The sequence below is a fragment of the Pseudomonas palleroniana genome (assembly GCF_003031675.1).
In the GTDB taxonomy this organism is placed as follows: domain Bacteria; phylum Pseudomonadota; class Gammaproteobacteria; order Pseudomonadales; family Pseudomonadaceae; genus Aquipseudomonas; species Aquipseudomonas palleroniana.
This window is the reverse complement of the sequence record NZ_PYWX01000034.1, coordinates 36,517-56,667: the sequence shown is the minus strand read 5'-3', so window position 1 is coordinate 56,667 and position 20,151 is coordinate 36,517. Positions and strand designations below refer to the sequence as shown.

The window sequence follows — 20,151 nt, the reverse complement described above, 5'->3', positions numbered from 1 at the left end:
TAAGTGCCTGAAGTTATTGCGTTTCTATTACATAGTTATGACGGAATCAGTGGATTCCGGTGAAAAAGTGGCACTTTGCCTTGTCGTGCGTGCGGCCAGTACGCGGTTGCGTCCGGCATCCTTGGCGCGGTACAGCGCCTCGTCGGCCTGGGCGGCCATCATCAAACTGTCGGAGCCATCACACAATTCCACCAGGCCGGCGCTGAAGGTGCACCACAAATCCTGGGGTTGGGCCGGGTAGTGAATTTCGGCAAAACGCCCGCGGATTTCATCCAGTACCTTGCAGGCCGATTCCAGGTCGGTGTCGGGCATCACGATGGCGAACTCTTCACCGCCGTAGCGCCCGATATAGTCGGTCTTGCGCAAGCGCTGCTTGAGAAACAGCGCCAGGCTCTTGATCACGCGGTCGCCCATAGGGTGGCCGTGGCTGTCATTGACCCGTTTGAAATGGTCGATATCGAGCATGGCGAAGCTCAACGGCTTGTTCTCGCGGCGCGCGCGGAAGCTGCAGTCTTCGAGCAGTTGCAGGATATGGGTGTGGTTATACAGGCCGGTCAGGCTGTCGCGCACCATCCGCGCCTTCAAGTTGCGCGCACGCGCGGCGCGGTTGCGCACGGTGGTGATCAGGTGGCGCGGCTTGATCGGTTTGGTGAGGAAGTCGTCGCCGCCTTCGCTCATGGCATCCAGCTGTTTGTCCAGGTCATCCTCGGCCGACAGGTAAATGATCGGCACGCTGACGTAGCGGTCGTTGTGGCGGATCACCTTGGCCAGTTCGGTGCCGGTGCAGGCGGGCATGTACATGTCGAGGATGATCAGGTCTGGCTGGAAATCCGCCAGTTCAGCCATGGCCTGGATCGGTTCGATCAGGGTGCGGGTGACGATACCGGCACTGTTGAGCAGCCGCTCAGTGTGCAATGCCTGGGCGCGTGAGTCATCGATGATCAGGACTTTATAGGGTTCGTACTGGGCAACGCAGGTCAGCACTTCGATCTTTTCCAGCAGGCTTGAGGCTTCCAGCGTGCCGGTGAGGAACTCCTGGCCGCCGGCGCGCACGGCGGCCAGGCGGGTCGGGGTGTCGGTTTCATGCAAACTGAAAAACAGCAGCGGCAGCTTTTGCTCCAAGCCCTCCTGGGCTTCGGCGGCGAGCTTGAGGCCCTGGCCTTCGCCGCAGAAGTCCACATCCATCACGATGGCGGACGGCAGACGCTCGGCCATGGACGCCCGAAAAGCCGCGATGCTGTCCAGGGATTGGGCGCTCATGCCAAAGAATTCCAGCTGCTTGGCCAAGCGCTCGGCGCGGTCGTGATCGGCCAACATCACGTAGATCGGCTTGCGCATCGGTGGCAGGAAGGTTTGTTCCAACTGGTCGCCCTGGCGCAGGCCGGTGCGTGACAGGCGTTGCATCAGGCGGTTGAGTTCGGTGATCAGTTGGCTGCTCAAGCGCCCGCGATTTTCGTCCACGGCCTGCAGGGACTCGCCGATATGCCGTGCCAGCTGACCGTGCTCCGGCTGCTCGAAGCGCTCGGCGAAGCGCAGCAGGCGCAGGTTGGCTTCGCTGAGTTCGGAGAAATCGGCGTTCGACCATTCACTGCGTTGCAGGCGTTGCCAGATCTCAAGAATTTGACGTGCCTGATGAATTACCCGCTGGGCAAAATGGTGCTTGAGACGCTCACGGCTGGGGTCTTCTGGCTCGGTCATATCCTGACTACTAGTGAGGGTGCATGCTGAGGTCGACTGATGGCTCTATGCTAGCACCTCTTTTATGTTGCATGAGTGTCATACGTCAATTAAGTGCAAGTCCCTGCCATTCAGTTTTTGACCGAGTGGTCGCGCAGCGTAAAAAGCGTGCATCCTTTATAGTCGAATCTGCCTGTGTGCCACTTTCGTTTAAAAGGCCCGCACCGGCGGGCACGATGGGGTAGGGTTGTGGTCGGAGTGTTTGAACGCACCCGGACAATTGATGTGCATGAACTCAAGTGATTGAAAGGATATCGCCATGCTGGACTGGAAAAACCGTGAAGGCAGTGCCAAAGGCCCCGCCCCTGAGCCCAAGTCGGCCAATCGTGGCTACTTTCGCAACCTGCTGATGAGCAAAGCCTTGCTCAGCGTGTTGGGCTTGTACCTGTTGGTCACCGGTGCCCTGGGTTGGTACTGGAGCGAAGAGCCGGCGCTGTTCCCGGTCCAGCAAAACGCCCAGCTTGCCGCCGAGAAGGAAGGCAAGCAGATGGTGGTGGGCTACACCACCGTTGAAACCCTCAAGACCGTGGTCGGCACGTTGCTGAACAAGCCCGGTGGCTACATTTCCAACGATCGTTTCCCGCCTGGCCTGTGGATGGACAACATGCCGAGCTGGGAGTACGGCGTACTGGTACAGGTGCGTGACCTGACCCGCGCCCTGCGTAAGGATTTTGCCCGTTCCCAGTCGCAGTCGGCTGAAGACGCCGATCTGGCCAAGGCCGAGCCGCGCTTCAACTTCGACAACAAGAGTTGGGTGCTGCCGTCCAGTGAGTCGGAATACCAGGAAGGCATCAACTCCCTGAGCCGCTATGAAGCGCGCCTATCTGACCCGAACCAGCGGGGCGCGCTGTTCTATGCGCGTGCCGACAACCTGAACAACTGGCTGGGGGATGTCGCCACACGCCTGGGTTCGCTGTCGCAACGCCTGTCGGCCAGCGTGGGCCGGGTCAAGCTGAACACTGCACTGAAAACTGAAGCCCTGGCTCCAGGTGAAGTGCCGCAGGTCGATGAAGAAGTGGTGGAAACGCCGTGGATGCAGATCGACAACGTGTTCTACGAAGCCCGTGGCCAGGCGTGGGCATTGTCCCATTTGCTGCGCGCGATTGAAGTCGACTTTGCCGATGTGCTGGCCAAGAAGAACGCCACCGTCAGCGTGCGTCAGATCATTCGCGAACTGGAGGCCTCGCAGGAAACCGTTTGGAGTCCTATGATTCTTAATGGCAGTGGTTTCGGCGTTCTCGCCAACCACTCGTTGGTGATGGCCAACTATATTTCCCGGGCAAACGCTGCAGTGATCGATTTGCGTCAGCTCCTCAACCAGGGTTGATGATGGACGCTACTCCAAACGAGGCCGCGCACCGTGCGGCCTCTGATGCTGAACTGATCTGCTGGGTCGACAGGCAAGACAACCTGCTCGGCCACCTCGTCAGGTCTGACCTGCGCCAGCGCGGCCTGATCGGCCGTTGCACCTTTATCTTCCTGTTCAATTCGGCAGGTTTGCTGTGTGTGCACCGACGCACCCTGAGCAAGGCGCTGTATCCCGGGTTCTGGGACACGGCGGCGGGTGGCATGGTGGCGGCAGGTGAGTCCTACGCTGAATCGGCGGCGCGGGAGCTGGAAGAAGAACTGGGCGTCGCCGGGGCGGTACTGACCGAGTGCGATCACTTCTTCTTTGAAGACGGCGATAGCCGGCTTTGGTGCAAATCCTACTCCGCCGTGTGGGATGGCCCCCTGCGGTTGCAGCCAGAGGAAGTCATGGAAGCACGCTTTTTACCCATTGAAACCGTGCTGCTGGAGGCTGAGCAAACGCCTTATTGCCCGGACGCTCAAGAGGGCCTGCGGCGCTATCTGGCCTCGCGTCGCTAAAGTTGTATAAATTGGCGCCATTTGGCTCTTAGCAAGTCGGCTTTTTGTGGTTACACTGCGCGACTTTTCACCCGAACCACCCTGTGCGGTTCGGTAGCGCTGCCCCTGCCTGAGTGGGGCTTCGCGGTCGGTGACCTCTTCGCAGGTACCGATCTGTCTTTGTCCTCCCAAGAGGATTGCCGGTGGCCAAAAAAGCCGCATCCTTCGCCGCCCTTGGTGGCCTGGTATTTTCCACCGACGCAGGTCGACACTGCCCGGACTGTCGTCAGCCCGTGGCCGCTTGCACCTGCAAACAGACCCTGATCCCTGAAGGCGACGGCATTGCCCGCGTGCGACGCGAGAGCAAAGGCCGTGGCGGCAAGACGGTGACGACCATCACCGGCGTACCGCTGGCCGAAGATGCCCTGAAGGAGCTGGCCACGACGCTGAAAAAGCGCTGTGGCACCGGTGGCGCGTTGAAAGACGGCGTCATCGAGATCCAGGGCGATCACGTCGAGTTGCTGTTGGCCGAGCTGATCAAGCTCGGGTACAAGGCCAAGAAGTCCGGCGGCTGAAAGCCTCTTCCCGACCTGTGTCTAAACTCTGTCCTGCGAGCGGGGTCTACCTCTCTTACAGGCAAATCGTCATTTTAATTCTTTAGACTGCGCCAGCCTCAGATGGGGGCGGTGCCTTCGACTTCATTTATAGGGGACTTCGATGTCCGTACGACGCACACGCAAAGACGATGGCAGCCAATGGACAGTTGCGGACAGCCGCAGTGTTTACGGGATTCGCCATTGGGGGGCCGGGTATTTCGCGATCAATGATGCCGGTCGCGTTGAAGTCCGTCCGAACGGTCCGAACAGCACACCCGTCGACTTGTACGAGCAAGTCGACGAGTTACGCAAAAGCGGCTTGTCCTTGCCGTTGCTGGTGCGCTTTCCTGACATCCTGCAAGACCGCGTGCGCCAACTGACCGGCGCGTTCGATTCGAACATCGAGCGCCTGGAATACCAGAGCAAGTACACCGCGCTGTATCCGATCAAGGTGAACCAGCAGGAAGCGGTGATCGAAAACATCATCGCCACCCAGAACGTGTCCATCGGCCTGGAAGCCGGTTCCAAGCCTGAGCTGCTGGCCGTGCTGGCCCTGGCACCGAAGGGCGGCACCATCGTCTGCAACGGTTACAAGGACCGTGAGTTCATCCGCCTCGCGCTGATGGGCCAGAAGCTGGGCCACAATGTATTTATCGTGATCGAGAAAGAGTCCGAAGTCGGCCTGGTGATCGAAGAGGCCGCGAGCCTCAAGGTCAAGCCACAGGTTGGCTTGCGCGTGCGTTTGTCGTCGCTGGCGTCGAGCAAATGGGCGGACACTGGCGGCGAGAAATCCAAGTTCGGTTTGTCGGCGGCGCAGTTGCTGTCGGTGGTCGAGCGCTTCCGCGCTGCCGGCCTGGACCAGGGCATCCGCCTGCTGCACTTCCACATGGGCTCGCAGATCGCCAACCTGGCCGACTACCAGCATGGGTTCAAGGAAGCCATCCGTTACTACGGCGAGCTGCGCAACCTCGGCCTGCCGGTGGACCACATTGACGTCGGCGGCGGCCTGGGCGTGGACTACGACGGTACGCACTCGCGTAACGCCAGCTCGATCAACTACGACATGGACGATTACGCCGGCGTGGTAGTGGGGATGCTCAAGGAATTCTGCGATGCGCAGAGCCTGCCGCACCCGCACATCTTCTCCGAAAGCGGTCGCTCGCTGACCGCGCACCACGCCATGCTGGTGGTACAGGTCACCGACGTCGAGAAACACAACGACGACGTGCCGCAGATCGAGAACAAGGAAGCGCTGCCGGAGACCGTGCAGTGGCTGGTCGACCTGCTCGGCCCGACCGACATCGAAATGGTCACCGAAACCTACTGGCGCGCCACGCACTACATGAGCGACGTGGCCGCCCAGTACGCCGACGGCAAGCTGACCCTGGCCGAGAAAGCCCTGGCCGAACAATGCTACTTCGCCGTGTGCCGCCGCCTGCACAACTCGTTGAAGGCGCGCCAGCGCTCGCACCGCCAGGTGCTGGATGAACTCAACGACAAGCTGGCCGACAAGTACATCTGCAACTTCTCGGTGTTCCAGAGCCTGCCGGACACCTGGGCTATCGGCCAGGTGCTGCCGATCCTGCCGCTGCACCGCCTCGACGAAGAGCCGCTGCGCCGTGCGGTATTGCAGGACCTGACCTGCGACTCCGACGGCAAGATCAAGCAGTACGTCGATGAGCAGTCCATCGAGACCAGCCTGCCCGTGCACGCCCTGAATGAAGGTGAGGACTACCTGCTGGGTATCTTCCTGGTGGGCGCCTACCAGGAAATCCTGGGAGACATGCACAACCTGTTCGGCGATACCGATTCGGTGAACATCTACCAGCGCGAAGACGGTTCGGTGTACAGCGCCGGGATCGAGACCCATGACACCATCGAAGACATGCTGCGCTACGTGCACTTGTCGCCGGAGGAGTTGATGACGCACTACCGTGACAAGTGCGCCAGCGCGAAGATCAGTGCGAGTGAACGTACCCAGTTCCTCGACGCATTGCGCCTCGGGTTGACTCGCTCGTCTTACCTGTCGTCGTGAGGCGATAGCGGTTGAGCAAAACCCACCTTCTCAGGTGGGTTTTTTATTTCATGACCCGACCAACCAGCGATTCTGCGTGTTCAGGCGCCAGCCGATGAATGCCAGGGTCAGGCTGCGCAGCGCCATGAAGAGCAGGAAGGTTATCCACAGGCCGTGGTTACCCATGCCCTGCAACGCCCAGGCGAATGGGAATGTCAGCAAGACCGTCAGCAGCATGCCATTGCGCATTTCCCGTGCCCGCGTTGCGCCGATGAACAGGCCGTCCAGCAGGTAACTCCAGACGGCGATCAGCGGCAGCGCGGCCAGGTAGGGCAGGTAGCGGTCGGCGGTTTCGCGCACGCTGGCGATATCGGTTTGCATGGCGATAAACAGGTGGCCGCCGAAGGTGAACAGCACGGCGAACCCCGTACTGGCGATCAGTGACCAGCCGCCGGCTACCACCAGTGAGCGACGCAAGGCCTGGCGATCATGCGCACCAATGGCGTGACCGCACAGCGCTTCCACCGCGTGTGCCAGGCCGTCCAGCGCGTGAGCCGTCAGCAGCAGGCCGTTGAGCAGCAGTGCATTGGCCGCTACGGTGGCGTCACCCAGGCGCGCACCTTGCACCGTGATCATGAAAAACACCGATTGCAACGCGAGGCTGCGGATGAAAATGTCGCGGTTGACCGCCAGCAGCGGGCGCCAGCTTTTCCACCGCGTCAACGCCGCCCAGGCGATATGCCCGGGGTAGGCGCGCAGGGCTTTGTGCGTCATCGCCAGGCCGAGCAGGGCGCCGGCCCACTCGGCCACCACCGACGCTCGCGCCGAACCGACTACCCCCCAATCCAGGCCGAGTACGAACCACAGGTTCAAGGCGATGTTGACCAGGTTGGTGGTCAGCAGGATCGCCAGCGGTGCACGGGCGTTCTGGGTGCCGAGGAACCAGCCCACCAGCGCATAGCTGGCCAGTGCGGCGGGCAGGCCGAACAGGCGGGTGTGGAAGAATTCGCGGGTCAGCTCAGTCAGTTCGGGGGACGGTTGCATCCATTCCAGGGCCAGGTGGCTGAGAGGAATGCCGACTGTGCCCAGCACTATCGCCATGCCCAGCGCGAGCGACAGACCTTGCAGCAGGATTTGCCGCAACGCCGCGCCATCGCCGCGCCCGGCGGCTTGCGCGGCAAACCCGGTGGAGCCCATGCGCAAGAACCCCATGGCCCAGGCGAGAAAGGTATACAGGCTGGCGCCCACGGCCACGGCGCCCAATTGATGGGCGTGGGGCAGGTGACCGATGACCATGCTGTCCACCAGGGCCACCAGCGGCACGGAGATATTGGACAGGATCATCGGTGCGGCCAGGGCCCAGACGCGACGATGGGTGGAACGGTGGCGCCAGTCGGTGAGTAGGGTATTCAATTATTAATGCACGACCCAGCTGAGCAGCCAAAGGCCCAGCATCAGCCAGATGATCCCGACGATGATCGACGCCCGCATAAAGGCGCGCACCGCCGAGTACAACAGCATCAGGCCGATGATCAGGGTAATGATGCTGATGATCGAGGTGTCCATGCCCAAGGTGCGCGACAGTCCATCGACGAAGTTGCCACCGGCGTTGGTCAAGGCACCGAATAGCCCGCTGAGCCCGTCGACGATAAAGCGGATGATGGAACCGAGCGCCTGGCCCAACCATCCGAAAAAGCTTTCTACCTGCATGTGTGTGCCCTGATGAGAGAGTGGACGTTGCTGTGCCTTGGGTTGCGATTGCGCCCGGCGAGTTCCCTATAAGCATAGAGGTTTGCCGCGTGGTAATCATGGGCTGTGTTGGGCGTCGCTGGATTCACTTGCCTTGATGGCTTATCCGCCCGAAGCTATACGCCTTCAGGAGCCCGCGCATGAACCTTGAACACCTCACCGAACGCTTGCATCGCATCCGCGATACCAACGATTGGAAGCAATTTCACAGTCCGAAAAACCTGGCCATGGCCGCCAGTGTGGAAATGGCCGAGCTGGTGGAAATTTTCCAGTGGCTGACCGAAGACCAGTCGCGCCAGTTGCCCGCGGACAAACTCGCCCACGCCGGCCAGGAAGTCGGCGACATCGTACTGTACCTGTTGTTGCTGTGCAGTGAGTTGGGCCTGGACATGAACGAGGTGGTGCGCGCCAAGCTGGCCGATAGCGAACGGCGGTTTGCCCATGAGTGATCGTCATTTCGACCAACTGGCCACACGGTTCGCCGAGAAGATTTATGGCGGTGCCAAGGGCGCCATTCGCCTGGCTGTATTGCAGGCCGACCTTAGTGAAGCGCTGCCGGATCGCCCGTTGCGCGTATTGGACATCGGTGCGGGCCTGGGGCACATGTCGCTGTGGTTGGCCGAGCGCGGCCATGACGTGACGTTGGCCGAACCCGCCGAGCCGATGCTCGAGGGCGCCCGTCAACGTTTCGCCGAGGCCGGGCAGGCCGCGACTTTTATCCATGCGCCCTGGCAGGACTTGCTCGGGCAGCTCACCGAGCCCTACGACCTGGTGCTGTGCCACGCCGTGCTGGAATGGCTGGCCGAACCCCACGCGATCCTGCCGGTGCTGCACCAACTCACCGTGCCTGGTGGCTGGCTGTCGCTGGCGTTCTACAACCGCGATGCGCTGATTTATCGCAACCTGCTCAAAGGCCACTTCCGCAAGATGCGCAAGAACGACATGGCCGGCGAAAAGCAGAGCCTCACCCCGCAACAGCCGCTTGATCCACGGGAGTTGGCGGCGCAACTTGAGGGGCTGTGGCAAGTCGAAAGTCAAAGTGGTGTGCGGGTGTTCCACGACTATATGCCTGTGGAGTTCCAGGCCCGTGCCGACCTGCAGGATTTGTTGGAGATGGAACTCGCTCATCGTCGTCACCCAAGCTTTGCCGGACTTGGGCGTTATTTACACTGGATCTGCCGTCCGGTTTGAGCGGCCCAGTTGCGGAGGTCGAAATGCGTCGTCTGTGTTTGATCCTGTTGTCTCTCGGTCTGGGCGCCTGTTCCAGCCCCAACCCCTATGTGGCGGCTTCGGCGCCGATGCCGCCGGCACCGGCCCAGGCGGCCAAGACCTTCGATGCCAGCGCCTACCCGGCGCCGGTGCGTGACTACGGTGCCTACCGCAGTTGGGCCTGGCTCAACGGCCAATTGCCGGCGGGCTCGGCCTGGGTCGATTCGGCACAGATTGCCGAGGCAGTGAATGGTGCCCTCGACCAGCGCGGTCTGCGCCTGTTGCATGACAACCGTGCGCCAGATCTGCTGGTCAGTGCCGACGTGCGCCTGGAAAAGCGCCTGCGGCAGGTGCAGGACGACTATGGCTACGGCTATGGCGGCTATAACCGCTATGGCAATGGTTACGGCATGTACAACACGGTGCCGGTGGTGCGCACCTATGAAGTCACCGTCGCGGTGGCGCGGATCAGCCTGTTCGATGCGCGCACCCGTCAGCCGGTCTGGAGCACCAGCGCCGAAACCAGCAGCCAGGGCAGCCTGAGTGAGCGAGCTGATGCATTGCGCGAGGCGATGCAGAAGGCAATGTCCGCCTATCCGCCCAGTTAGCCGCTATTCTCATTTCAGGCTCGAACGTCTTTTGGAGAACCTCCATGTTTCGTCGTATTGCTGCACTTGCCGTTGTTGTATTGCTGGGCGGCTGCCAGACCAGTCAGGTCAACCATGACTTCGATGCCAGCCGCGACTTTGGCGCCTACCGCAGCTGGGCCTGGAAAGACCCGGCGCTGCAATACCGCCCGGATGATCCACGGATCAAGAGCGACCTTACCGAACAACGCATCCGCCAGGCCGTGGGCGAACAACTCGACCAACGCGGCTTGCGCCCTGCGGCGGCGGGTGGGCATGCCGACCTGAAGGTGCAGGCCTACCTGATCGTCGAGGACCGCCAGCAGCAAGTCACCACCAATTACGGCGGCGCCTGGGGCGGCCCATGGAATGGTTACTGGGGCGCGCCGATGTACAACGAAACGCGCAACATCACCTACAAAGTGGCGACCATCCAGATCGACTTGCTCGACGGCAAGGACGGCAAACTGGTATGGCGGGGCAGTGACGAACAGATCATGGCCAGCTCGCCGAACCCGCAGGACCGCAGCAATGCGATTCGCTCCACCGTGGGCAAGATCCTGTCCAACTACCCACCCCGATAAAGACAGCGCAAATCCTGTGGCAGGGGACTTGCCCTAATGCCAGTCAGTTAAAAGAACCTGCCGCGACCAAACTCTGTAGTGAGCGGGCTTGCCCCGCGCTGGGTGGCAAAGCCGCCCCAACAAAGACGCTACGGTATTTCAGAAGGACCGAGGTGCCTGGGTTTGGGGCGGCTGCGCCACCCAGCGCGGGGCAAGCCCGCTCACTACAGATGATGTGTTCTACAGCCCACCCTTTAACTGACTGGCGTTAGGGCTTGCTCCCGATAGCGGAGCAAGCCCCCCACACAAGACCTTCGGTACCCTGACGCCTGCGTTTGCATGAGCCCTCATCTACACTCCAGGAGAGTAAGCGCTCGGCGACTCGCCGGCACAGGAGTGCTCGATGTCTCCCCGATTTCATGACAAGCAGCGTGGCGCCGTGGGTCTGATGACGGTAGGTGTGTTGGCATTGGCGTTGATGTGCACATTACTGGTGATCGACAGCGGCCGTTTGTACTTGGCCAAGCGCCAGTTGCAAGGCGTGGCGGACACGGCCGCGCTGGAGGCCGTCAGCCGCGGGGGAACGTGCCAGGCCGGTTTGAGCGCTGCGGCTTTTGCTGCGCAGAGTGTGGCGCGCAATAATTTTGTACTGGGCAACGGCAATACCTTGGTGGCCCGCTGCGGTTCGGTGACCACCGGCGCTTCGGGCATGCGCACCTTCAGTGCCAACCCGGCGCTGTCGTCAGCGATTCAAGTGGTGGTCAGCAATACCGTGCCAACCAGCATCGCGGCAGGCGTCTGGGCACTGACCTCCGGCAACCCTCTCAGCCTCAGTACCGTCTTGACCGCCACGGCCGTGGCGGCGATACCCACGCCGGCATTGGCCCAGCTCACCATCAACAGCACGCTGGCCAGCGTCAATACGGCCAATGCCGGCCTGTTGAACCCGCTGTTTTCCGGGCTGCTCGGTGGCAACGTCAACCTGACGGTCGCCGGTTGGAATGGCCTGATCAATACCAATATCAACCTGCTCAGTTACCTCAACCAATTGGCGATCAACCTGAACCTGACCGCCGGCAATTACACGCAGTTGCTCAACACCAACGTCACCGCGACGCAGTTGATCCAGGCCGCGATCAATGTGCTGACCGCCAACGGCGCCTCGGTGGATGTGTTGACCGCCCTGGGCAACCTGCAATTGGCCGCAATCAACCAGGCACCGCTGACGCTTGGGCAGATCCTGCAGGTGCAGACCGGCACCACGGCGTCGGCGCTGAACGCCAACCTTCAAGTCTTCCAACTGGTCCAGGGCATTGTGCAACTGTCCAACAGCCAGAGCGCGGTGGCGGCGACCTTGCCGGTCAGCCTGCTGGGGCTGGCCAACATCACCACCCAGGTCAAAGTCACCCAGCCGCCGCAACTGTCGGCCGTCGGTAACCCGGCGCTGGCGGCGGCCAACCCACAGGGGCCGAATGCGATCTACGTGCGTACGGCCCAGGTACGCACCGAAGTGACGGTGAGTTTGCCGGTGTTGAACAGTTTGTCGGGGTTGACTACGGCGGTGGATAACTTGCTGGGGCCACTGACCCCCGTGGTCAATGGCCTGCTGAGCTTGAACCTGGTGACCTCGATCAATTCGGCCTTGTGCTTGCTGGGGGCTGGTTGCCAGCAATTGGATTTGCTGGTGATGCCGGGCAACCTGCCGCTCAATGTCGTGTTGGATGCCGGTGGCGCCAGCAGTTATGTCACCGCCTACAATTGCCCAACGGGCGGCACGGGCACCAAGAGCCTGACGGCCAGCACCACTACCTCGCTGGCCTCGCTGAATATCGGCAGCATCACCAATGCTTTTTCGACCACCCAGCCGATGACGGTGGCGCCGCTGGCGCTGATCGATATCGGCACCAAGACCTGCCATATGATTGCCTTCATTGGCAGCTGTGACAGCCGTGTGCCGTTTGCCGGCGGTGGCATCGGGATCAAGGTGCAAAGCCCGATCGCCGGAAGCAACCAGACCCAGGTGTTCTCCAGTACCGCGCCATTTGCCACGCCGCCTAACGTCGGCCTTGCACCGACCTATCAAGCCGCCACGCCGGCCACCAATGTGGTCAGCAGCCTTTCCGCGACCCTCAGCGGCGTCGGTCTCACGGCCTACCAGCCGGTGGGCAGTAACCCGCTGGGCAGCCTGATCACCAATACCGTGTCGCTGCTCAGTGGCGTCAGCGCTATCGTCACACCGGTGGTGGATGGCCTGTTGGGCTCGCTGTTGAACCCGATCCTCAACAACCTGTTGAACAGCTTGGGGATCAGCCTGGCGAACGTGAATGTCGGCGCCAACCTGAGCTGTGGCCAGACCGGGGAAGCCTACCTGGTGATTTAAGCGTCGGTGGCCCTGGGCAGTTCCACGCAAAAGCGTGCGCCGTGCTCGCCGTTGCTGACGCTCAGGCGCCCGCCCATGTTTTCCACAATGCCATAGCTCACCGACAAGCCCAGCCCGGTGCCTACGCCTATCGGCTTGGTGGTGAAAAAGGGTTCGAAGATGCGCTCCAGCAAGCGAGGGTCGATGCCACCCCCGTTGTCTTCGACCCAGAGGCGTACGTGCTGGCTGTCGTGCTCGGTGTGTAGGGCGATCCACGGGCGTAACTCGGGGTTTCTCTCGCGCTGGCCGAGCAGCGCATCACGGGCGTTGACCATCAGGTTGATCAGCACCTGCTCAAGCTGATCGATGTGACCTTTGACTTGCACCGGGATATCCGCCTGGCTCACGCGCACCTCGACGCCTTTGCCGCGCAGACCTTCGCTGAGCAACGACAGGGTGCCTTCGACCGCCTGCGCCGGGTCGAACGGTTGCTGCTCGACTTCCGAGCGGCGGCCGAACACGCGCATATGGTCCACCACCCGTGCCGCGCGCTGCACCTGGGCGTCGATGCGCTGGAGTTTTTCAGTGAGGTAATCCACCTGTGCGTTGCCGGTGCTCAGGCGCTTGAGCACGTTGACGATCGCCATGCGCATCACGTTCAGCGGCTGGTTGATCTCATGGGCCAGGCCCGTGGCCATTTCGCCGAGGGTGGCCATTTTCGCGCTTTGGGTCAGTTGTTGCTGGGAGCGGCGGACTTCCGTGTTGTCGCGGCCCACGGCCTGCACTTCCAGCAACGCGCCCTGCTCATCAAACACCCCACGGTCCGACCATACCCACCAGGCATGCTCGCGCCCCGGCAGTTGCAGGCTGATTTCTGCGGTACTGACCGGAAATTCGGGGGTCAATTGGTGGATGCGTTGTAAAAACGCCTGGCGTTGTTCGTCCGACAACCAGCCGCCCAGGTTCAGGCCCGGCAGTTGGGCCGGCAGGCATTCCAGGTAGTTGGCCAATGGCGTGTTGCCGAAGGTCAGCGTCAGGTCCGGGCGGTAGCGGCAGATCATCGCCGGGGAGTCCTCCACCAGAATTCGGTAGCGCTCCTCGCTGTCCTTGACTTGCTGCGCGGTCAAGGTCGCCTCGGTGACGTCCAGCCATAGGCCGACCGCCTCCACCGGCAGGCCGAGGTCGTCGCGCAACAGCTTGGCTTCATCGAGCAGCCAGTGGTAACCGCCCTGTTTGTCTTGTACCCGATAACGGCTGCGTACGCTGCCTTCGCGCAGCAACTGGCGGGTGCGTTGGAAGTACAGGTCACGATCATCCGGGTGCACCCATTGCACCAGGCTTTCGTGGTTGCATTCGGCCAGGGTACGGCCCAGCAGCGGCAGCAGGCTGTCGCTGAAAAAAACCGGTTGCAGCGCGCCATCCACATAGCGTTGCACGTAGATGATCGCGGGCGAGCTGGCGATCAGGTTTTCCAGGCGCGAATGGGCGACGTCGGCCTGCAACTGCTGGTTTTTGATGTCGCTGATGTCGAGCATGAAACCGATGCAACGGCGTTGCTCACCGGTGCCCAGCACTTGGCCCTGGACGCGATACCAGGTGCTGTCGCTGCGGCTTAAGCGCACGCTGGCGAGCAGAGGTTTGCCAAGGTGATGCAGATCCCGCAGACGGCTCTGCAGTTCAAGACGGTCGGCGGGGTGGATCAGGTGCAGCCAGGTGTCCAGGGCTTGCCGGGTCGGTTCTTCTGCCTGGCCCAGGTTGCGCATCAATTGCGGGGCAAGTTGGATCTCGTCGCTGCTGGGCAACAGCTCCCACCAGCCGGTACCCAGCAAGCCTTGCAGGGCTTCCAGGCGCTCCAACTGCTGGTGGTGGTGCTGTTCGCGCACGCGGCTGAGCAACGGCGCGGCGAGGGCGGCGGCGAGGTTCAGCCAGTCGCGATCCGTGCAGTGGGGATGGCCGTTGTAGGGGCCGCACAGTAGCCACGCGGCGACGCCCTGGCCGTCGCGATAGGGCACCAGGAAGCCATCGGCGTTGCCGAATACACTGTGTAAACGCGGGTGCTCGCCACGCCCATAGGGGGCTTTGAGCGCCAGCGGGGTGGTGCCGTTGAGGTTGTCCAGGCAGGTGCCGAGGCGCTGCCCGGTGTGCCAGAGCTGCGGCGCATCATGGTTGGCGTACTGGCTGTAGATCTGCCAGCCCTGGTCTTCCTGATCGAGCAATGCGAGAGCCACACAGGGAATGCGCCAGCGCTGCGCCACACTGCACAACTGTTCGTTGAACACCTCGGACAAACGGCTGAGGCTGCACACCCGCAGTTGCGCGCTGACCAGGCTGGTGAGCTGGTGGTTCTGTTCGCGTTGCTCGGCCAATTGCCGGCCGCCGAGTAAATCGCCGATATCCACCGCATGCAGCAACCAGCCGTTGGCGTGCGGCTCCAGCGTGCCACGGGTGTGCAAGGGCTGCCCGGCGGCCCCCTGGAAATCCAGGTCGAGGCTGTGGCGTTGCCAGTCGGCGGGAACACCTTCCACCGCCAGGGCGCTGTCGGCGCACAGCAAGTCTTGCAACGGTAACGCGACTGCGTGCGGCGCGAGGTATTGGCGCAAGGTGCCGCTGATATCGAGCACGCGCCCCTGGGCATCCAGGTGCAGGTGCAGCCCCGCGCTAGGTGGCGCCGGCGTGTCGAGGGCCAGCGCGCCGCTGCGGCCGAGCAGACGCCCGAAGAGTTTGTCCCCGGCGGTCAAAACTGCAGGCTCGACTGGGCCTGCAGCGTCGCCGGCAACTGCGGCACGCTGCCAATGCCGGGCAACACGATAAAGGGCATCACATTCTGCAGATTGGCCGTGGGGTAGTTGATTTTTACCGTCACCAGGCCGCTGACCAAGGTGGTGGTGACCTGTGTCGCTGCGTTGAAATTGAAGGCTGCGGGAAGCCACCCCAGGCGTGTCGCGACGGTGGTATTGGCCATGTTGATCACCGCCGCGTCATAGCCTTGCATCGTGGGGTCCAGGCCCACGACCAGGCGCACGGCTTCAGCGGTCGCCTGGTTGAACGACTGTTTTAACAGCAGTGGCAGGCTATAGCTGACCATTGCGTAGAACACGCCGAAAAAAATCATGAACACGGCGACGAATTCGATCGCCGCCGTACCCTTTTGCTTTTTGGGGAGGCTTGTTCTCATCACCGCGTCTACCCTGACGGCTACTACTTGATATCAGCATAGAATCAATCAGCAAAAAGGGATGTTTTTTACGTGATCCAGGGTGCCGTGGTATTGGTGTGGTTGGGGCTGTGTGCGGCGCAGGACGCTCGGCAGCGGTTGCTGGCTAACCGCCTGACGCTGGGGGCGGCCCTGTTGGCGTTGATCTACCTGCTGGGCACGGGCAGCACATGGCTGGGCGCGCCGGCCGGGCAGGGTGCGCTGGCGTTGGTGCTGGCGCTGCTGCTGACCCTGCCGGGTTACGCCCTGGGCCGCCTGGGCGCGGGCGATGTGAAGTTGCTCGCGGCGTTGGCGCTGGCCTCGAATGCCGAGTATCTGCTGGGGTCTTTCATCGGGGCGGCATTCGCCAGTGTGCTCTGGCTGATGCTTGCGCCAAAAGTGTGGGCGCTTCTGGGGCCGGTGTTTAAAGACCAAATGGCCGGTTTGGCGCCGCAATCGTCAAAAAAACTGCCGTTCGCGCCGTTTTTGCTGGTGGGATTCGTACTTACGTGGTTTTGGATCCATTAGTCGTCATGGGGGTATTAACGCTATGTACATAGTCGGAAAGTACGTCTACGTTTAAGTTGTGTAGGAATGTTGTTTAAGTTGTGTAGGGATATTCGTCGTAAAAGATGGGCCAATCTTTTGGCGTGCCTGGCATGGAGTAGCGTGTGAACAAGCTTACCTCTGCGGTTAAAGTGCTCGTGGTCGACGATCAGCCACTGATCGTGGAGGAGCTCTGTGAGTTTCTCGAAAGCAGCGGCTATCGTTGCGTCCCTTGTCAGTCCAGCCAGCAGGCCTTGACGTGTTTCAGCGAAGACGCCGAGATCGGCCTGGTGTTGTGCGACCTGCATATGCCGGACATGGACGGCATCGAATTGGTCCAGGCGTTGCAAAAGGTCGCCGGTAAGCAGCGGGCTTTCGAAGCCATCATGTTGACCGGGCGCGCCGACAAGCAGGATGTGATCAAGGCCCTGCGGGCCGGGTTCGCCGACTACTATCAGAAGCCGATCAACCTGGATGAATTGCTCGAAGGCTTGCAGCGCCAGGACGCCGCATTGCAAGAGCGCAGGAAGGATCTGCAACTGGGGCACTTGAATCAGAAGCTGCAATTTCTGTCCGAGTCCATCAACGAGCTGTATCAGGACATCGATAAAGTCCGCCGCAGCCCGCCAGGGGCGCAGGGCGAAGCGGTCCCGGCGGGGCCGTCGGAAATTCCGGCGATCTTCAAACCGCTGTCACCGCGCCAGTGGGATGTAGCGCGGCTGGTGGGCACAGGCCAGACCAACTATCAGATTGCCTGCGAATTGGGCATTACCGAAAACACTGTGAAGTTGTACGTCTCTCAGGTGCTGCGCCTGACCCACATGCATAACCGTACGCAACTGGCACTGGCGCTGTCGCCTGGCAAATTGGCGCCGCACCAGCAGGTGACGGCTCACTGATCACAACACCATCCCCCTCCCACAAACTACTGATGATTGCCGCCGGTTTGCCCGCCGACTTTCTGTTCGAAAAACTCTGGAATCGGATGCTTGTAGCTGTCCAGCAACCGCTGGGCAGCCTGTTCGCGTTCGGCGGCGGTGGCTTTTTGCTGGGTGCTGGATGCGAGCTTGCCGCTGACCTGCAACGTCAGCCAATTTTCAGTGGCGGCCTGTTGCGGGGATGAGGGCCCGGGCTCTATGGCCAGCACACTCATGGGCAATGTCAGCACTGCCAGGCTGGTGAGATAGGGTCGTTTCATCATCAATTCCTCGAGTTGCCGATGGTCTCACTGACCGTGGCGAGCTGATCGCCGGCCTTGGCGACGGGAGCGCCGGAGCCTTTGAGTTTCTCGGCCCTGGCCTGGGCCTCGGTGACTTGTTCCGGGCTCAGGCCCATCTGGCCGACCACTTGTGCGGCCTGCTTCCAGTTGTCCTGATAGATCAGCAAGGTCACCAGGTTGATCGCCGCCAGCGGGTCGCTCTGCTTGAGTTCCATGGCGGTCATGAATTCGAAACGGGCGTCTTCCAGGCGCAGTTGGTTGAGGTACACCACGCCCAGGTCATTGCGGATTTTTTCGTCGGTGGGTGCCAAGCGTGCCGCACGTTGCAAGTGCGCCATGGCTTGCCCGTTGTCGCCCTTGGCCGAGGCCAGCTGGCCCAGGCCGTGCTCTCCTTCGGCGGCCATGCAGGTGCCGAGCAGGCTGCGGTACAACGGCTCGGCCTCGCCGCGGCCCAGCAAACGATAGGCCTTGGCCTGGCGCAGGCGCACCTGGGGCAAGTGCGAGGGCAGGTTCTGCAGGTTGGCCAGGCTGGCGTGCAGCTTGCCGTCGTTGGCCATTTCATCGGCCAGGTTCAATGCCAGCTCCTGGTCGGAAGCGGGCTTGGGGCAACTGCCGGTGGCCGTGAGTGCGCTCCACGGGGTTTGACCATTGGTGGCACAACCGCCGAGCAATAACAGGCTCAAACCGGCTATCAAGGCTTTCATCGGGCGCTCCTCATAGGTTACTCAAGGCTCGGGAGATGCCGATGAACGCAGGCCCTCCGAGCACGATCAGCAAGGCGGGAAACAGAAAAACCATCATCACCACCGACATCTTCGCCGACATCTTCGAAACGAATTCCTGGATGCGGGTCAGGCGGCGGTCGTCGAACAATTGCTTGAGCGCCAGTAACGACTTCATCGCGCCGCCCCCTTGCTGGACCAATTGCTGGAGGATGGTGCAGGTATCGGTGAACTCATCCACGGCCAGCAGCCGCGCGGTCTTACCCAGCTCCTCGCTGAGTTCCAGGCCGGAGTCGACCCGTGTCAGGATCAGGCGTAGTTCATGGGTCAAGGCCGGCAGCAGGCGCTGCGCTTCAAGGCTGAGCACGCGCAGTGTCTGTTCGACGGCCATGCCTGATTCGAACAGGATGCGCAGCAGCGGGATGAAGGTTGCCACCTCGCGGGCGATCTGCTGCTGGCGACTTTTGGCGAGGCTGGATAGCACGCGCTTGGGCAGCAGGTAGCCAATGCCCAAGGCAATCAGGGGCGCGAGCCAGGGCGAGTCGCTGTGGCCAAACAACACGCCCTGGGCCACCCCCACAAGGCCCATCAGCACCAGCGGCGTGCCGATCTGGAAGGCGGCGAACATCGAGCGTTGGCTGGCTTTACGCCAGCCGACCCGGTTGAGCAGGACCTGGGTTTCATGGTCCAGGCTAAGCGAACGTTGCGCCAGCGGGCTGCTGCCCAGTTGCTGCATCAGGCTGCCAAATTTGTCTTTGCGGCCCAGCTGGCCCTGCAAGCGCTGGGCAACCAGGCGTTGGCCGCGTCGCTGCCTGACCAGGTTGGCGAGCACCAGCGCCAGGGCGGCAAGGAACAGGACGGCGCTGATCAGCAGGGCAATCGCCATGTCATACACTCCGCAACATGCGCCATAAGGTGAAGCAACCCATGAGTTGCATGGCCAGGGCCACGAACAGCAACAGGCGACCCGTGTCGTCGTTCCACATGGTCATCAGGTACGCGGGGTTCACTGCCAGGAAGTAGCCCACCATGGAAATGGGCAGGGCGGTGAGGACATAGGCGGTCACCCGGGTTTCGCCGGTCAGGGCGCGCAGCTGACGGGCGGCTTGCTCGCGTTCGCGGATCATCTTGATCAGGTTTTCCAACAGCTCGCTGGCGTTGCCGCCATAGCGGTGGTTGACCTTCAAGCCCAACGCGAACAGGCGAAATTCGTCGCGCTCATAGAATTCGGCAAAGTCATGCGTCGACTCCGGCAGGCTGACGCCCAACTGCACGTTGCGCTGGATGCGGCCCATGGCTTTTTTCAGTGGGTCTTCGCTGACCTCGATGCCGCCCAGCACCGCGTCGGTCAAGGTGCGCCCGGCCTTGAGGCTGCGTACCGTGTGATCGAGCAACTGCGGCAGCTGTTCGATCATGCGCTTGATGAGCCGCTGATACCGCCAGGCGAGGTACAAACGCAGCAACAGCGGTGGCACCAGCAGCATCATCACCAGGCCAAACCAGCCGGCAACCATCAACCCCAACGCGACGCCCAGGGCCCACAACGCCAGCCACAGCCCCAGGCTGTCACTGGGTTTGCCCAAGCCTGCGCGCAGGAACATGCGCTCCAGGCCGTCCCAGTGGCTGGCCTCTTCGGCGAGCTTGGGCTGGCCTTCGGCAAGACGGTCCAATACGCGTTCGGTCTGGGCGCGGCGCAGGCCATGGTAAAACGATCGAATCGACAGGCCGGTCAGGATCAGGCAAATCAGCAGCAGGATGGCCCCAGTCATGGTC

20 protein-coding genes are annotated in these 20,151 nt (G+C 61.8%); 11 read left to right on the top strand and 9 right to left on the bottom strand.

What is annotated here, in order from left to right; all coding sequences use genetic code 11:
- Positions 1 to 27: 27 nt before the first annotated feature.
- Positions 28 to 1,698 (bottom strand): response regulator, encoded by a 1,671-nt coding sequence (locus tag C9383_RS12635; protein WP_060755018.1) that lies wholly within the window; start codon positions 1,696 to 1,698, stop codon positions 28 to 30.
- A 388-nt stretch (positions 1,699 to 2,086) separates the two neighbouring features.
- On the opposite strand from C9383_RS12635, the gene C9383_RS12630 reads away from it, so the two are divergent.
- The 4 genes from C9383_RS12630 to speA all read left to right on the top strand — a co-directional run bounded on the left by C9383_RS12630 (position 2,087) and on the right by speA (position 6,213).
- Positions 2,087 to 3,064 (top strand): DUF2333 family protein, encoded by a 978-nt coding sequence (locus C9383_RS12630; RefSeq protein WP_372241630.1) that lies wholly within the window; start codon positions 2,087 to 2,089, stop codon positions 3,062 to 3,064.
- Positions 3,065 to 3,066: 2 nt separating this feature from the next.
- Positions 3,067 to 3,603 carry an NUDIX hydrolase gene (locus tag C9383_RS12625; RefSeq protein ID WP_090367031.1) on the top strand — a complete coding sequence of 179 codons (537 nt, stop codon included), beginning with the start codon at positions 3,067 to 3,069 and terminating at the stop codon, positions 3,601 to 3,603.
- 182 nt (positions 3,604 to 3,785) lie between these two features.
- Complete coding sequence (locus tag C9383_RS12620; protein WP_060755015.1) at positions 3,786 to 4,157, top strand: translation initiation factor Sui1; 372 nt, start codon at positions 3,786 to 3,788, stop codon at positions 4,155 to 4,157.
- Positions 4,158 to 4,299: 142 nt separating this feature from the next.
- Entirely contained in the window at positions 4,300 to 6,213 is a 1,914-nt protein-coding gene (gene speA, locus C9383_RS12615; RefSeq protein ID WP_060755014.1) for an arginine decarboxylase, read from the top strand.
- Between the two features lie 48 nt (positions 6,214 to 6,261).
- Here speA and C9383_RS12610 read toward each other — a convergent pair whose 3' ends face one another.
- A complete protein-coding gene (locus C9383_RS12610; protein ID WP_090367029.1) occupies positions 6,262 to 7,605 on the bottom strand; it encodes an MATE family efflux transporter in 1,344 nt (447 codons plus the stop codon).
- A 3-nt stretch (positions 7,606 to 7,608) separates the two neighbouring features.
- Positions 7,609 to 7,902 (bottom strand): hypothetical protein, encoded by a 294-nt coding sequence (locus C9383_RS12605; RefSeq protein WP_060755012.1) that lies wholly within the window; start codon positions 7,900 to 7,902, stop codon positions 7,609 to 7,611.
- A gap of 179 nt (positions 7,903 to 8,081) precedes the next feature.
- Here C9383_RS12605 and C9383_RS12600 point away from each other — a divergent pair, with 179 nt between their 5' ends.
- The 5 genes from C9383_RS12600 to C9383_RS12580 all read left to right on the top strand — a co-directional run bounded on the left by C9383_RS12600 (position 8,082) and on the right by C9383_RS12580 (position 12,719).
- On the top strand, positions 8,082 to 8,390 hold the full coding sequence (locus C9383_RS12600; RefSeq protein ID WP_003188211.1) for a MazG-like family protein: 309 nt from the start codon (positions 8,082 to 8,084) through the stop codon (positions 8,388 to 8,390).
- A complete protein-coding gene (locus C9383_RS12595; RefSeq protein WP_060755011.1) occupies positions 8,383 to 9,132 on the top strand; it encodes a methyltransferase in 750 nt (249 codons plus the stop codon). The genes C9383_RS12600 and C9383_RS12595 overlap by 8 nt, the downstream gene beginning before the upstream one ends.
- 23 nt (positions 9,133 to 9,155) lie before the next feature.
- Positions 9,156 to 9,758, top strand: coding sequence for a DUF4136 domain-containing protein (locus tag C9383_RS12590; protein ID WP_060755010.1), 603 nt, complete (start codon positions 9,156 to 9,158; stop codon positions 9,756 to 9,758).
- Positions 9,759 to 9,802: 44 nt separating this feature from the next.
- Positions 9,803 to 10,360: a DUF4136 domain-containing protein gene (locus tag C9383_RS12585; RefSeq protein WP_060755009.1), complete on the top strand. Its 558-nt coding sequence runs from the start codon at positions 9,803 to 9,805 to the stop codon at positions 10,358 to 10,360.
- A gap of 382 nt (positions 10,361 to 10,742) precedes the next feature.
- On the top strand, positions 10,743 to 12,719 hold the full coding sequence (locus tag C9383_RS12580) for a pilus assembly protein TadG-related protein (RefSeq protein ID WP_090367027.1): 1,977 nt from the start codon (positions 10,743 to 10,745) through the stop codon (positions 12,717 to 12,719).
- On the opposite strand, the gene C9383_RS12575 is transcribed toward C9383_RS12580, so the two are convergent.
- Together C9383_RS12575 and C9383_RS12570 are read right to left on the bottom strand one after the other, a co-directional pair.
- Positions 12,716 to 15,436, bottom strand: a complete 2,721-nt coding sequence (locus C9383_RS12575; RefSeq protein WP_090367025.1) for an ATP-binding protein — start codon at positions 15,434 to 15,436, stop codon at positions 12,716 to 12,718. The two genes, C9383_RS12580 and C9383_RS12575, sit on opposite strands and share 4 nt — an antisense overlap.
- Positions 15,433 to 15,873 (bottom strand): TadE/TadG family type IV pilus assembly protein, encoded by a 441-nt coding sequence (locus C9383_RS12570; protein ID WP_060755711.1) that lies wholly within the window; start codon positions 15,871 to 15,873, stop codon positions 15,433 to 15,435. The genes C9383_RS12575 and C9383_RS12570 overlap by 4 nt, the downstream gene beginning before the upstream one ends.
- Positions 15,874 to 15,945: 72 nt before the next feature.
- Between C9383_RS12570 and C9383_RS12565 the strand changes: the two genes are divergently transcribed.
- Both C9383_RS12565 and C9383_RS12560 read left to right on the top strand, forming a co-directional pair.
- Complete coding sequence (locus C9383_RS12565; RefSeq protein ID WP_060755712.1) at positions 15,946 to 16,419, top strand: prepilin peptidase; 474 nt, start codon at positions 15,946 to 15,948, stop codon at positions 16,417 to 16,419.
- Positions 16,420 to 16,562: 143 nt separating this feature from the next.
- A complete protein-coding gene (locus tag C9383_RS12560) occupies positions 16,563 to 17,336 on the top strand; it encodes a response regulator transcription factor (protein WP_060755713.1) in 774 nt (257 codons plus the stop codon).
- 26 nt (positions 17,337 to 17,362) lie between these two features.
- Here the strand turns inward: C9383_RS12560 and C9383_RS12555 are convergent, their stop codons facing one another.
- Genes C9383_RS12555 through C9383_RS12540 form a run of 4 tightly spaced genes read right to left on the bottom strand, consistent with a single transcriptional unit; the run spans position 17,363 to position 20,147 of the window.
- Entirely contained in the window at positions 17,363 to 17,635 is a 273-nt protein-coding gene (locus C9383_RS12555; RefSeq protein WP_060755714.1) for a DUF3613 domain-containing protein, read from the bottom strand.
- Positions 17,636 to 17,637: 2 nt separating this feature from the next.
- Entirely contained in the window at positions 17,638 to 18,360 is a 723-nt protein-coding gene (locus tag C9383_RS12550) for a tetratricopeptide repeat protein (RefSeq protein ID WP_090367023.1), read from the bottom strand.
- A gap of 10 nt (positions 18,361 to 18,370) precedes the next feature.
- Entirely contained in the window at positions 18,371 to 19,264 is an 894-nt protein-coding gene (locus C9383_RS12545; RefSeq protein ID WP_090367022.1) for a type II secretion system F family protein, read from the bottom strand.
- Between the two features lies 1 nt (position 19,265).
- Positions 19,266 to 20,147 carry a type II secretion system F family protein gene (locus C9383_RS12540; protein WP_090367020.1) on the bottom strand — a complete coding sequence of 294 codons (882 nt, stop codon included), beginning with the start codon at positions 20,145 to 20,147 and terminating at the stop codon, positions 19,266 to 19,268.
- Positions 20,148 to 20,151: the final 4 nt, after the last annotated feature.